Origin of the sequence: Nocardia vulneris (assembly GCF_001613425.1) — a bacterium.
GTDB classification, from domain to species: domain Bacteria; phylum Actinomycetota; class Actinomycetes; order Mycobacteriales; family Mycobacteriaceae; genus Nocardia; species Nocardia vulneris.
Genome location: NZ_BDCI01000035.1, coordinates 443,076 through 456,315 on the forward strand (window position 1 = coordinate 443,076; position 13,240 = coordinate 456,315).

Genomic DNA, 13,240 nt, shown 5'->3' on the forward strand with positions numbered 1-13,240 from the left:
AACGCCCCGTGGCGACCGTTCGCCGCCGACGAAAGGCCGAGCCATGCAGTACTCGCGCACCACTCCCCCGCACGGTTAGCCGTTGCCATGCTGTCGAATCGAATGCTGGCACTCGTCCTACTGGTGGACGCCGCGGCCGATACCGCACGGGATGAGGCGGCGGGCGAGCGGCAGCGCCGGGACGCGCGGGTCACCGAGCAGTTGCGGGCCCGGCAGCGTCAGGCCGCAGACCTGCGCCGCCGCGTCCTGATCAGGGCCGGTCGGCTCGCGATCCGGGCGGTCGTCCTCGCATTCCTGGTATCGGCGTCGGGTGCCATGGCCGCGGCCTTCAGCGACGACGTCGCCGACACCGTTTGGTTCGCGGCTTACGACGTTCGTTCAGTGACCTTCGGCGATTTCGTTTCGCTGTGGCTGTATGCCGCGGTGGTGCTGCTGAGCGCTGTTGCCGCACTCACTGTGCTGGCGTTTCAGTTTCCATATCCACCGAACCGGGAAGTCGTATCCCCTGCAGCGACATGGGGCTTCGCCGTCGGCGTCGTCCTGTTCATTGTCCAAGGTGTGAGCGGCGCGGGGGCCGGCGCGTGGTGGCTACCGTCGGCGTTCGCCGTGGTGGGGCACCTGGCCTACGGGATCTACCGTGGCACGCGAGCGGGTAGCCGATGAGCAGTGCCGCCATCCGCTATCAGGTGGTACCCGAACACACCCTGCGCGAGCAGGCGCAGCGGCGGCTGCGCGGGCTCGGCGCGCGCGCCGCCCGGGTGTCCGAACGGTGCACCGCGGTCGGCCTTTCCGTGCCGCAGGCACCCGCTGGTCGGTACACGACATCCGCGGAGATCAACGCGGCCTGCGAACAATGGGAGACCGCGCTCGCCGCGATGGAACCCGCGATCCAGCAGGCACAGACGCAGCAGCGGGCCGAACAGATCAGCCATGAGGTGGCGACGGCGCTCGCCGACCTGGCCCGGCAGCACCCGGCGGCGCCGGAAACCGAGCGCACCGAGTCGGATACGCCCACCCGCCCTCGACTGTCCACCCGTGTCGAACGGCTGCTCACCACGCTGCTCGCCCCGGCACCCGAGCTGTCGCGGGCGGGCGCGGACGTGCTCCGATGCACCGACCCAACGCGGGCCGAAATGCTGCTCAGCGACCTCGATTCGCGCATCGCCGCCGCCAACGCGACAACCCGCAAAGCAATCGCCGACCGCGAGCAACTTGCGGAACTGCGCACCGCCGCAACAGAACTGGCCGACCCGAGCACCGTCTCCGGGCTACTGGACAGCGCCGAAGGCCAGCTCGACCGTGGGCTCGACCCGACGGCCGAGCTGGAACAGGCCCGCACACTCGTCGCTGCACGGATCGCACACGAAGACGCCACGCGCGAGCGCCGATTCGTGCTCGACGCGGTACAGCAGGCCCTGACGGACCTCGGCTATGCGGTCACACCCGTCGCCATGGACACCGCCGGGTCGATCGTACTCACCGCCCCCGGATCGGCGGCGTTGGGCGTTCGGGCCCGGATCGTCAACGGGGAGATCGATATTCGCACGGTGCATACCGGTGCGGAGCCCGAACAAGTCACGTTGCCCGCGCAAGCCGAGATCTGTGCCGACCTCCGCGCGCTGCCGGATCGGCTACGCGCACACGGCGTCGTACCCGACCGGTTCCGGCAATCGGGGGCGGGACTGGCCGCCGTCGAGGTCGTGCCCGCGACGGCGACGACCGCGACCGTCCGCCGATCCGCCGTGGAACGGAGTGCCGAACAATGAGTTCACCCGTGGTCGAGGCGCTGCCGTCCTGGCTGCGCGAGATCGATGTGGCGCTGGCCGCGAACCCGCAGATCATGGTCACCGGCGCGCTGCGCGATCTCGTGCTGCTGCCCGGCCCCGACGGCACCCCGACCAGGCTGGTGAGCGTGGCGGAGGCGCTGCGCAGCGTGCTGGCGGAGGCGGGGCATCGATCGGTGATCGCGCTCGATCCGGTGGACGGTGCGCGCGTCATGATGGACGACGGCGGCGTGGCCGCCGCGATCGTCGGCGCCGCCGCCTCGTCGAATTCCCGGACGCCCACCGATCCGCTACCACTGCTGCGGCGGGTGCTGCACGATGTCGTGCTCTCCGAACGCCCCTGCTGCCTGATCATCGACTCGGCCTCCCGGCTGGTCCCCGCGGCGGACCTGGGCAGTGCGGAACTGCACCGCGTCTTCATCACCGCGGAGCGACTGATGACCGGTGCGCCCCGGCGCACCGTGCCGGGACCACACCGGACATCGCTGTACAACACGGTTTTCTGGCTGCTGGACCGGGAGAACGACCTGCCGCACTGGATGATCAGCGGACAGCTCGCCCGGGTGGTCTCCATTCCGGCGGCCGGGCTCGCGCAACGTCGCGCGGTGGTCTCGCTGCTCATCTCGTCGCTCCCCGAAGCGCCCCTGCGGGATTCGGTGCAGTACCAAGCCGTCGTCGACAGCTACGCCGGGCAGACCAGCGGTTTGACGCTGCGCTCGATCAAGGAGATCAACCGCCTGGCCATCGATCGGCGGATCCCGGCCGAGCGGATCGAGGACGCCATCCGCACCTTTCGCGTCGGCATCCCCGAAAACCCTTGGCAGGACGCTGCGCTCAAGCAGCGGATCCGGATGGGCACGAAGCTGCTCGGCGCGAAGGTGCTCGGCCAGCCGGTCGCCGTGCGCAAGTCGGTCGATATCCTGATCCGCTCGGCGATGGGACTGACCGGCGCCCACACGGCGGGCAGCGGCACCCGCCCGCAAGGCGTGCTGTTCTTCGCCGGACCGACCGGAGTCGGCAAGACCGAGCTGGCCAAGTCGATCGCCGAACTCGTCTTCGGCCGCGCCGACGCGTTCGTCCGGTTCGATATGAGCGAGTTCTCCGCCGAGCACACCGAAGCCAGGCTGATCGGCGCGCCACCGGGATATACCGGGCACAGCGCGGGTGGCGAACTGACGAACGCGGTGCGCCAGCAGCCTTTCCGGCTGATCCTGTTCGACGAGATCGAAAAGGCCGCACCGCGGATTCTGGACAAGTTCCTGCAGATCCTGGGCGACGGCAGGCTCACCGACGGCAGCGGCTCTACCGTGTACTTCTCCGAGACGCTCATCGTGTTCACCTCGAATCTCGGTGTGTACCGGACGGATTCGACCGGCCAACGAGTGCCGATCGTGGCCCGGGGCACGCCGTACACGACGGTCGAATCGACCATCAGAGCGGCGATCGCCGACTACTTCACCAAGGAGATCGGCCGGCCGGAGTTACTGCGCCGGATCGGCGACGACGTGGTGATCTTCGACTTCATCTCCGACGAGACCGCCGCGCAACTGGTTCCGCAGTTCGTCTCGAACGTCATCGACCGGGTGCACGCCACCACCGGCATCACGGTGACGGTCGAGGACGCGGTCCGCAAGCAGCTGCTGGCCGCGGCGCTGACCCGGCTCGACTTCGGCGGCGGCGGAGTGGCCGCCGCGGTGGAGGCGCTGCTGGTCAACCCGCTGGCGCGGGCGCTGTTCGACCTGCCGCCCGGTACCGGCGCGGCGACCGTGACAGATCTGGCCGAGTCGGACGACGGATGGACGGTGACCCTGGGATGACCTCGATGTTGTTGTCACGCTTGCACTATCCGGTGGGCAACCTGGGCTTCGGCACCCGCGCGGGCGTCTGGTTCCAAGGCTGCACGGTCGGCTGTCATGGCTGCCTCGCCCGCGATACCTGGCCGTCCGACGAGGCGACGCGCTGCGACGTGCGGCGGGTCCTGGAGTGGTTGCGGCACGCTCCCGGACCGCTGGACGGCGTGACCATTTCCGGCGGCGAGCCCACCGACCAACCCGAGGCATTGCGTGCCCTCTTGGCCGGAATCGAGCGGCGGGACGCCGAAACCGGTGCGCCGCTGGACGTCCTGCTGTTCTCCGGTCGCTCGGCGAAATGGTTGCGCACGAAATACGCATGGGTGTTCGACGCCGTCGACGTCCTGGTGAGCGAACCGTTCGTCGCCGCGAAGGCGGGGTGCCAGCCGCTGCGTGGCTCGTCGAATCAGCACGTGCACGTGCTGACCGACCTCGGCCGCGAACGCTACCTCGGACCGGACTTCACCGATTATGCCGCGCAACGACGAGAACTCGGCGTGCACGTGGACAACGGAACCGTTCGGCTGGTGGGCATTCCGCTGCCGGGCCATATGGCGGCGCTGACCGCAGCGCTGTCCGAGCAGGACATCGAACTGGACGACGCGTCATGGCTGACCTGACCGGCGACGAGGTCACCTGTCCCGCCTGCGGCAGCCGCGGCGCACCGACCCTGATGTGCCCGAACTGCGGCCACGACCTGCCGGATACGTCGACACCACCGGAGCCCGAAACTCCTTCGCGCGGCGGCCCGCTCGAACTCGTCGTCGCCTCGGGCGCGCGACTGCGGATACTGCCCGGCCAGCTCGTGGGCATCGGCCGGGACGAAGGTTTCCCCGCCGCAGTGGTTTTCGAGAACTACACCAATGTCTCGCGCTTCCACGGCGAGCTGCGCTACGACGGCGATCGCCTGTACTTCACCGACACCTCCACCAACGGCACGTTCGTGAACGACGTCCGGATTCCACAGCACCAAGAGCATCCGATCGACCGCGGCGACACCCTGCGGCTCGCCGCCGACGTGCCCGTCACGATCGAATGGGAGCCCTGATGCGGATCCGGATCGCCGCGGTGACCCACCGCGGACTGACCCGCGCGCACAACGAGGACGCGCTGGGCTGGGGCGGTTGGGCGTTGCAGGGCGCGATGCCCGCGACGATCACCGCCGAACTACGCATCGACCGACCTACCACGATCGTCGTGTGCGATGGGCTCGGCGGCCATGCCGGGGGCGCGACGGCCAGCCGATTGGCCTGCGAATCCCTCACCGCCCCTGAGACGGTCGTCACGTCGGCCGGTCCCGAGCAGACCAGGGCCGTCATCAGCGCACTGCTGCAACGGATCTCGGAGACGCTCGACGAACTCGGCGAGCAACGAGCCGAACTGCGTGGCATGGGCTGCACCGTGGCGGGGGTGACGGTACACCCGGACGGGTCCGCGCTGGTGTTCAATGTCGGTGACTCGCGCGCCTACCGGCTGGAGGGCCGCTATCTGGCCCAGCTGACGCTGGACCACCGTACGGCCCAGTCGAATCGGCTGCAGCAGGCGCTCGGCGGCGGCCGGCGCACCCTGCTGGATCCGGCGTTCTTCGCCTGCCGCCTGCCGTCGGCCCCCGGCATGCTGCTGTGCACGGACGGCCTCGACGACTACGCGAAACCCGAAGCGATCGAACGGCTCTTCACGGCAGGCGCGGCCGACCTGCCCGCACAGCTCCGCGATCTGGCCATCGCGGGCGGCGGTGGCGACAACGTGACCGTCCTGCAGGTCATGGCCTGCGATGGCGAAGGAGACGACGATGGCTGACGAAACACGCATGGACGCCCCCGGTTCCGGTCGGCGCGCGGCGCCCGAGACACGACTGGATCGCACCGGCACCAGTGCGCCGCCGACCCGGCTCGATCATCCCGGCGGCGCCGCACACAACGAGGCCGCTGCGCGCCCACCCGCACCGCAGACCCGGATCGACCCCAGCCCGCACGATACGTTCCAGCCTTTGCCGCCCGCACTGGCTTCCCGATTCACCGTGCAGCGCAAGCTCGGCAGCGGCGGCGAGGCGACGGTGTGGCTGTGCCGGGCCACCAACGGGCACGACTTCGCGATCAAGCTCTTCCACCAGGTGCCCCGCTACCGTGTGGATTTCGAGGCGCCGCAGTATCGGGACAGCTTCCGGGCCGAACATTCGGTGCGCGTCTTCGAGCGCGGCAGCGACCTGGACATCCACTTCGAGGTGATGGAGTACTGCCGCTTCGGCTCGCTCGACAGCTTCTTGCGGCAGCGTGATCCGCACGGCGGCGCAGCGGATCTCGCGGTGGAGGTGCTGCGCCAGCTCGCCACGAAGCTGCACGCGTTGCAGCGGCCGAACGGCAGCACGCTCGTGCACGGCGACGTGAATCCCCGCAACATCCTGGTGCGTTCGGATCTACCGCTGGAGTTGGTGCTCGCCGACTTCGGCCTCGCGGTGGATCTGGGCGGCCGGTCGAAGATCACCAACACCGGTCAGGGCACCGCCGCCTACAGCGCACCCGGTGCGCCGCAACGCTGGCGGGTCGAGGACGACTGGTGGAGTGTCGGCATGGTGCTCTACCGGGTACTCGTCGGCCGCGGCTACTTCGAGGACGACGCGGGCCGGCAGCTGGCGGACAGCACCATCGACGCCGAGGTGAACACCCGCGACATCGCCCTGGCCGCCCTGGACGACCTGACGCTGCGGCCCGCGATGCGCAGCCGATGGCAGCGCCTGCTCACCGGCCTGCTGACCCGAGACCCGATGCAGCGCTGGGGGTTCACCGAGGTCGAGGCGTGGCTCGCCGGGAAAGCCCCGGCCGTGCACCGCGCGGCGCCGAGCACCGAGGAATCCGCAGGCCGCGGGCGGCGGGCCCTGACGCCGTTCGCGCTGCCCGGCGTCGGCACGTTTCACGACAGCGCGTCGCTCGGCGCCGCGATGGCCGGCTATCCGGAACCCGCCGCCCGCGCGCTGGCCGGTCGCGGCCGTGCCGCACTGCTCAACTGGCTGATCGACGATGTCCGCACCGGTGATTCGTATTCCGAGCTGAAGTCCTACGGCGACGGCTGGGGCCCGGAGGAACTCGCCACCTATTTCACCGCCAAGCTCGCCCCCACCGCCGCACTCACCTATCGGGGGCGTCCCGTGGACACGGTGGCCGACCTGTGCGGCCTCGCCACGGCATTCGACGCCGCCGAGGTCGTCACGTCCCTGTACGACCGGCAGTTGGTCGGCAGCCTGAGCGGTCCGCAGCGCTCGAACTATCCGATGATCGACGCCGATTGGCGCGATATCGTGCAGCACGCCGACGAGTTGGGCCAGCAGTACGGTTTCGACATCCGCTTCGGCCGCGCACCCCAGCGCACCCACGTCATCCGCTACGCGCTGTTGCTGGCGGCAGGCGACGAGGCGGTCACCGACAGTTACGTCGCCGGTGTCCGCCATCGCCTCGCGGACCCGAATATGGCCTCGGCCGAGGAGGTTTCGTGGTTCGCCCAGCTGCGGCAAGAGGCGCGCCTCTAGCTCAGGCCCGTTCGACCCGCACCGCGATCTCGGCGGAAGTCCCGACGGTGCCGGTATATCCGTCCTCGATCGACTCGGCGTGCCGCACGGTGGTCGCGAGCGTCTCGTGGGCGATGAAGCTTTCGTGTCGGCGCACGATCTCCGACACCTCGGTGGTCGCGGCGACGGTGAGCACGATGCGGTCGGAGACCGCCAGTCCCGCTTCGCGCCGGGCGTTTTGGACGACGCGTACCACATCCCGGGCACTGCCCTCGGCCGCGAGTTCCGGGGTGATCTCGGTGTCCAATGCGATGGTGACACCGCGCTGGGATTCGACCACCCAGCCGCTGCGTGGCAGCTCGGAGACGAGCACATCGCCTGCGGTGAGCACGACCGGTGTGCCGTCGAAATCCACTGTCGCGGAGCCGTTGTCGCGCAGCCGGCGGACCAGCTCGGCCGCGTCCGCGCGGTGGATCACGTCGGCGACCGCTTGGGTCTGCTTACCGAAACGCTTGCCCAGCGCCCGGAAGTTCGCCTTCACCCCGATGTCGAGCACCGTCGCCGCGGACTGCAACCGTTGCAGGCTCTTGACGTTCAGTTCGTCCGCGACATCGTCGAGCAGCTCGCGCGGCAGCTCGGTGCCGGGCGGCAGGCCGACGAACGCCCGCGCCAGCGGCTGCCGGACCCGCACCTTGCTCGCCTTGCGCGCCGCTCGACCGGCCTCCGCGAGCGCCTGCGCGGTACGTACCTGCTCGGCCAGCACCGGATCGATCAAGGCCCGGTCGGCACCGGGCCATTCGGCGAGGTGCACCGAATCCGGCGCCGACGGCAGACCCGGTCGCACGACGTCCTGCCACACCCGTTCGGTGAGGAACGGGATGAACGGAGCCAGCAGCCGCGTGCCGACCTCGAGGCATTCGAACAGCGTCGACAGGGCGTCCTGCGCGCCGTCCCAGAATCGCTGCCGCGAGCGCCGCACGTACCAGTTCGACAGCGCGTCGACGAATTCCGCGAGCAGCCGACCCGCGCCGGTGGTGTCGTAGGACTCGAGCCGAGCATCCACTTCCGCGGCGAGCGTGTGCAGTTCACTCAGAATCCACCGGTCGAGCACCGGGCGCTCGGCCACCGGACGAGCCGAATCCGGTTGCCACGCCGAGTTACTCGCGTAGAGCGCGAAGAAGGACGCGGTACTCCAGTAGGTCATCAGCAGACGCCGCGTGATCTCGTCGAGCGGGCCGGGACCGACCCGGCGCGCCGACCACGGCGAGCCCGAGCAGGCCATGAACCAGCGCAGCGCGTCGGCGCCGTGCGCGTCCATCAGCGGGATCGGGGCGAGCACGTTGCCGAGATGCTTGCTCATCTTGCGGCCGTCTTCGGCCAGGATGTGCCCGAGGCACACGACGTTCTCGTACGCGGACCGATCGAACACCACCGTGCCCACCGCCATCATGGTGTAGAACCAGCCGCGCGTCTGGTCGATGGCCTCGCAGATGTACTGCGCCGGATAGTTGCGCTGGAACGCCGCGACGCTCCCTTCGACGTGCGGATAGCCCAGAGCGGCGAACGGCATCGACCCGGAGTCGTACCAGGCGTCGATCACCTCGGGCACGCGGGTGGCGGTGGTCGCGCACTGCGGACAGGCAAAGGTCACGGCGTCGATGTACGGACGGTGCGGATCGATGCTCGCCGTGTCGGTGCCCGCCAGAGTGCCGAGTTCGGCGCGCGAACCGACCGCCGTGACGTGCCCGTTCTCGCAGCGCCACAACGGAAGTGGCGTGCCCCAGTAGCGACTGCGGGACAGTGCCCAGTCGATGTTGTTGTCGAGCCAGTTGCCGAAGCGCCCGTGCTTGATGGTCTCGGGGAACCAGTTGGTCCGCTGGTTCTCGTGCCGCAATTGCTCACGTACCGCGGTGGTCCGGATGTACCAGGACGGCTGCGCGTAGTACATGAGCCGGGTGTGGCAGCGCCAGCAGTGCGGGTAGCTGTGCTCGAAATCGGTGCGGCGGAACAGCAATCCGCGTCGCTGGAGTTCCTGGATCAGCACCGGATCGGCGTCTTTGAAGAACAGCCCGCCGATCAGTGGCAGGTCGCCGAAGAACCGGCCGTCGGACTCGATCGGGTTGACCAGTGGCAGCCCGTTGGCCTGACAGACGACGAGGTCGTCGGCGCCGAACGCCGGGGCCTGATGCACCAGGCCGGTACCGTCCGCGGTGGTCACGTAGTCGGCGAGCACGATTCGGTGCGCGTTCGGGATATCGACCAGGTCGAAGGCGGGGCGATAGCGCAGGCCGGCCAGCTCCGCGCCGGGCAGTTCGGCGAGCCGCTGCGCGTTCTCGCCCAGCACCGCAGCCGAAAGGGTCTCGGCGACAAGGAATGTCCCGGCGTCGGTGCGCGCGACGACGTAGTTCACCGCCGGATGGACGGCGACGGCGGTGTTGGCGGGCAGTGTCCACGGCGTCGTGGTCCAGATCAGCAGGTCGACACCGTCGAAGCCGGCCACCGGATCCACCAGCGGCAGGCGCACGTAGACCGACGGATCGGTGACGGTCTCATACCCTTGCGCCAGTTCGTGGTCCGAGAGCGTAGTGCCGCACCGGGGGCAGTACGGCGCCACCCGGAAGTCCTCGGTGAGCAGTCCGCGCTCGAAGATCCGCTGCAACGACCACCACACGCTGTCGACGTATTCCGGCGACATGGTGGTGTAGGGATGCGCCAGATCGATCCAGTACCCCATGCGTTCGGTCAGCTGCTCGAACTCGCCGACGTGGCGCATCACCGATTCCCGGCAGCGCGCGTTGAACTCGGCGATACCGAACTTCTCGATCTCCGGCTTCCCGTTGAGGCCCAATTCCTTTTCCACCGCCAGCTCGACCGGCAGCCCGTGGCAGTCCCAACCCGCTTGGCGCGGTACCGAATAGCCCTTCATGGTCTTGAATCGCGGGAAAACGTCCTTGAAGACCCTGGCTTCGACGTGATGCACGCCCGGCGACCCGTTGGCGGTGGGCGGGCCCTCATAGAACCCCCACCGTGGCCCGTCCGCGGTGCGCTCCAGGCTGCGCGCGAAAATGCGCTGCGCCCGCCACCATTCGATGATCGACGATTCGGCCGCGGGCAGCTCGATGCGCGTCGGCAGGACGCTGAACGGTGACGCGGGTCGATCGTCGTGGACCACCGAGGACTCCTAGGGTTTCGTGCTCGGACAGGCAAGCTGAAGCAAGCAGGCTAACAACGACCGCCACGCGCGGGCACCCGATATTCAGCTCAGGTCGGCCGAGAGCGCCCGGCTCACCTCGGTCAGCAGCGGCACCGCCCGCTCGACGAGTTCCTCGGACATCCGGCCCACCGGACCGGAAATGGAGATGGCCAACTGGGCGGGCGCGTCGGGGACCGCGACGGCCACGCACCGTACGCCGAGTTCTTGTTCGCCCTCGTCCATCGCGTAGCCGTGCTGCGCGGCGGTCGTCAACTGCGCGGCGAACTCGGCCGGATCGGTGATGGTGTGCTCGGTGTAGCGCGGCATGCCGGTGCGCTGCAACAGTTCTCGGGTCTGCGCGGCGGGCATACCCGCCAGCAGCACCTTGCCGACCGCGGTGCAGTGCGGCAGCACCCGGCGGCCCACCTCGGTGAACATGCGCATCGAATGCCGTGACGGCACCTGCGCGACATACACGATCTGATCGCCGTCGAGCATGGCCATGTTGGCGGACTCGCCGAGTTCGTCCACGAGCCGGGCCAACTGCGGGCGGGCCCGGACGCTCAGCATGTGCGCCGAGCTCTCGCCGAGCTTGATCAGCTTCGGGCCGAGGACGTACTGACGCGACGGTTCCTGGCGCAGATAGCCCAGGTCGACGAGCGTGCGCACCAGTCGATGAATGGTCGGCAGCGGCAGGCCGGACGCGGTGGCGAGTTGCGAGAGGCCCATCATCCCGCCCTCGTCGGCCATCGTCTCGAGCAGGCCGAAGGCACGCTCGATCGATTGGACGCCCCCGGTCCGTCCTTTGGCTTCGCTCGCTGCGGTCACCAGGCCACCTCCATGTTTCCGGATGGCGGAAGTCTACCCAGGCCGGCCGGTCGGCCGAGACCCGCCGAACGCTGCGCATTTCCTTGACGAGGCCCGAGCCAGACTTCTAGCATCTTCCACATAACAGAAATTCTTTTCCGTATAGCGGAATTTACTCGGGAGGTCTTCGTGGGTCATTCGCTGCGCTACGCCGTCAACTGCTCACTCCTGTTCACCGAACTGCCCCTGCTCGAACGGCCCGCGGCGGTCCGCGCGGCAGGGTTCGACGCGGTCGAGTTCTGGTGGCCGTTCGACAGCGCCGTACCCGGCGACCGGGAAGCCGACGCGTTCGTCGCCGCGATCGCCGACGCGGGCGTGGCGCTGGTCGGCCTGAACTTCGCGGCCGGCAACATGCCGCTCGGCGACCGCGGCCTGGTGTCCTGGCCCGCCAGGTCCGCCGAGTTCCGCGACAACATCGACGCCACCCTCGCCATCGGCGAGCGACTCGGCTGCCGAATGTTCAACGCGCTCTATGGCAATCGCGTCGACGAGGCATCCCCCGAAGAACAGGACGCGGTGGCGACCGAGAATCTCGCGCTGGCCGCCGCCGCTGCGGCCCGGATCGACGGCACCGTGCTGATCGAGCCCGTGAGCGGCGCGACCCGGTACCCGCTGCGCACCGCGGCGGAGGCGCTCGCGGTACTCGACCGGGTGCAAACCGCCACCGGCGCACCGAATATCGCCTTGCTCGCCGACCTCTACCACCTGGCGGTCAACGGTGACGACGTGGACAAGGTGATCGCCGCGCACACCGCCCGCATCGCCCACGTCCAGATCGCCGACAACGACGGCAGGCACGAACCCGGCACCGGCGACCTGCCGCTCGACCAGCAACTCGGCGCGCTCGAGGCCGGTGGCTACCGCGGCTGGGTCGGACTCGAATACAAGCCGTCGGGCGCTTCCGCCGACAGCTTCGCCTGGCTGCCCCGCGAACGTCGCGGCGCCACCGCATAACTACTGTCACGCAACAACTTCAGGGATATCGCATGAGCACAATCGCATTCATCGGACTCGGCATCATGGGCAGCCCGATGGCCGTTCACCTCGCCACCGCCGGTCACTCGGTGACCGCTTACGACCACAGCACCAACAAGGCCGCACCGCTCGTCGCGGCGGGCGGACGCGCCACCACCTCGATCGCCGACGCCGTGCACGGCGCCGAGGTGATCTGCGTGATGGTGCCCGACTCCCCCGACGTGCAGGACGTGCTGGCCGGGGAGAAGGGCGTGTTCGACAGCGCCGAACGCGGCGCACTGATCATCGACTTCTCCAGCATCCGGCCCGATGTCACGGTCGAACTCGCGAAACAAGCGGCGCAGCGAGGCTTCCGGCTGCTGGACGCCCCCGTCTCCGGCGGCGAAGCGGGCGCGGTCGGCGCCACGCTGTCCATCATGGTCGGCGGCGACGCGGCGGATTTCGCGGCGGCACAACCGATCTTCGACGTGGTCGGCAAGACCGTCGTGCACGTGGGCCCCAGCGGCTCCGGCCAGACCGTGAAGGCGGCCAATCAGCTGATCGTCGCCGCCAACATCCAGGCCCTGTCCGAGGCTGTGCTCTTCCTCGAGGCGTACGGCGTGGACACCGAGGCCGCGCTGCGCGTGCTCGGCGGCGGGCTGGCCGGGTCGAAGGTGCTCGAGCAGAAGAAGGACAACATGCTCGCGCGTACCTTCCAGCCCGGTTTCCGAATCGACCTGCACCACAAGGACATGGGCATCGTCACGGCCGCGGCCCGCGAAGCCGGCGTGGTGGTTCCGTTGGGCGCCTTGGTCGCCCAGCTGGTGGCCGCCGCCAAGGCGAACGGCGACGGCGGACTCGATCACAGCGCCCTGCTACGCGGGGTGGAACGCCTCAGCGGGCGCGCGGGCAAGGAGAACTGACAATGGCTCGGATGCGTGCGGTGGATGCTGCGGTGTTGATTTTGGTGAAGGAGGGGGCTTCGCAGGCGTTTGGTTTGCCTGGAGCGGCGATCAATCCGTTTTATAGTGCGATGCGTGCGCATGGGGGGATGGGGCATGTGCTGGCGCGGCATGTGGAGGCGGCGTCA

Annotated in this window: 12 protein-coding genes; 10 read left to right on the forward strand and 2 right to left on the reverse strand. The window is 69.0% G+C overall.

Annotated features, from left to right (window positions below; genetic code table 11):
* The first annotated feature begins 87 nt into the window (after nt 1–87).
* The 7 genes from NVU01S_RS31815 to NVU01S_RS31845 are packed head-to-tail and all read left to right on the forward strand — an operon-like array spanning nt 88 to nt 7,157.
* Nucleotides 88–663, forward strand: a complete 576-nt coding sequence (locus tag NVU01S_RS31815) for a hypothetical protein (RefSeq protein WP_156161747.1) — start codon at nt 88–90, stop codon at nt 661–663.
* Nucleotides 660–1,766: a hypothetical protein gene (locus tag NVU01S_RS31820; protein ID WP_043675922.1), complete on the forward strand. Its 1,107-nt coding sequence runs from the start codon at nt 660–662 to the stop codon at nt 1,764–1,766. The genes NVU01S_RS31815 and NVU01S_RS31820 overlap by 4 nt, the downstream gene beginning before the upstream one ends.
* Nucleotides 1,763–3,601, forward strand: coding sequence for an AAA family ATPase (locus NVU01S_RS31825; protein WP_043675919.1), 1,839 nt, complete (start codon nt 1,763–1,765; stop codon nt 3,599–3,601). The genes NVU01S_RS31820 and NVU01S_RS31825 overlap by 4 nt, the downstream gene beginning before the upstream one ends.
* A complete protein-coding gene (locus NVU01S_RS31830; protein WP_043675917.1) occupies nt 3,598–4,254 on the forward strand; it encodes a 4Fe-4S cluster-binding domain-containing protein in 657 nt (218 codons plus the stop codon). Before NVU01S_RS31825 ends, NVU01S_RS31830 begins: the two co-directional genes overlap by 4 nt.
* Entirely contained in the window at nt 4,242–4,682 is a 441-nt protein-coding gene (locus tag NVU01S_RS31835; RefSeq protein ID WP_043675914.1) for an FHA domain-containing protein, read from the forward strand. Before NVU01S_RS31830 ends, NVU01S_RS31835 begins: the two co-directional genes overlap by 13 nt.
* The gene (locus tag NVU01S_RS31840) at nt 4,682–5,434 is read left to right on the forward strand and encodes a PP2C family protein-serine/threonine phosphatase (protein ID WP_043675911.1); all 753 of its coding nucleotides are present in this window, start codon (nt 4,682–4,684) and stop codon (nt 5,432–5,434) included. The genes NVU01S_RS31835 and NVU01S_RS31840 overlap by 1 nt, the downstream gene beginning before the upstream one ends.
* Entirely contained in the window at nt 5,427–7,157 is a 1,731-nt protein-coding gene (locus NVU01S_RS31845) for a serine/threonine protein kinase (RefSeq protein WP_167829420.1), read from the forward strand. Before NVU01S_RS31840 ends, NVU01S_RS31845 begins: the two co-directional genes overlap by 8 nt.
* 1 nt (nt 7,158) lies before the next feature.
* On the opposite strand, the gene ileS is transcribed toward NVU01S_RS31845, so the two are convergent.
* Nucleotides 7,159–10,308, reverse strand: a complete 3,150-nt coding sequence (gene ileS, locus NVU01S_RS31850) for an isoleucine--tRNA ligase (protein ID WP_043675905.1) — start codon at nt 10,306–10,308, stop codon at nt 7,159–7,161.
* A gap of 84 nt (nt 10,309–10,392) precedes the next feature.
* A complete protein-coding gene (locus tag NVU01S_RS31855; protein WP_043675902.1) occupies nt 10,393–11,157 on the reverse strand; it encodes an IclR family transcriptional regulator in 765 nt (254 codons plus the stop codon).
* A gap of 168 nt (nt 11,158–11,325) precedes the next feature.
* Here NVU01S_RS31855 and NVU01S_RS31860 point away from each other — a divergent pair, with 168 nt between their 5' ends.
* The 3 genes from NVU01S_RS31860 to NVU01S_RS42730 all read left to right on the forward strand — a co-directional run.
* The gene (locus tag NVU01S_RS31860; protein WP_043675899.1) at nt 11,326–12,150 is read left to right on the forward strand and encodes a hydroxypyruvate isomerase family protein; all 825 of its coding nucleotides are present in this window, start codon (nt 11,326–11,328) and stop codon (nt 12,148–12,150) included.
* Nucleotides 12,151–12,182: 32 nt separating this feature from the next.
* A complete protein-coding gene (locus NVU01S_RS31865) occupies nt 12,183–13,073 on the forward strand; it encodes a 2-hydroxy-3-oxopropionate reductase (RefSeq protein WP_043675896.1) in 891 nt (296 codons plus the stop codon).
* 2 nt (nt 13,074–13,075) lie between these two features.
* A partial coding sequence (locus NVU01S_RS42730) for a thiamine pyrophosphate-binding protein (protein WP_043669988.1) occupies nt 13,076–13,240 on the forward strand: 165 nt, incomplete at its 3' end.

Excerpts from the sequence above, each read along its gene's own strand:
- NVU01S_RS31865 (WP_043675896.1), top strand. The coding sequence starts at position 12,183 with ATGAGCACAATCGCATTCATCGGACTCGGCATCATGGGCAGCCCGATG.
- NVU01S_RS31825 (WP_043675919.1), top strand. The coding sequence starts at position 1,763 with ATGAGTTCACCCGTGGTCGAGGCGCTGCCGTCCTGGCTGCGCGAGATC.
- NVU01S_RS31830 (WP_043675917.1), top strand. The coding sequence starts at position 3,598 with ATGACCTCGATGTTGTTGTCACGCTTGCACTATCCGGTGGGCAACCTG.
- NVU01S_RS31815 (WP_156161747.1), top strand. The coding sequence starts at position 88 with ATGCTGTCGAATCGAATGCTGGCACTCGTCCTACTGGTGGACGCCGCG.
- NVU01S_RS31820 (WP_043675922.1), top strand. The coding sequence starts at position 660 with ATGAGCAGTGCCGCCATCCGCTATCAGGTGGTACCCGAACACACCCTG.
- NVU01S_RS31835 (WP_043675914.1), top strand. The coding sequence starts at position 4,242 with ATGGCTGACCTGACCGGCGACGAGGTCACCTGTCCCGCCTGCGGCAGC.
- NVU01S_RS31840 (WP_043675911.1), top strand. The coding sequence starts at position 4,682 with ATGCGGATCCGGATCGCCGCGGTGACCCACCGCGGACTGACCCGCGCG.
- NVU01S_RS31845 (WP_167829420.1), top strand. The coding sequence starts at position 5,427 with ATGGCTGACGAAACACGCATGGACGCCCCCGGTTCCGGTCGGCGCGCG.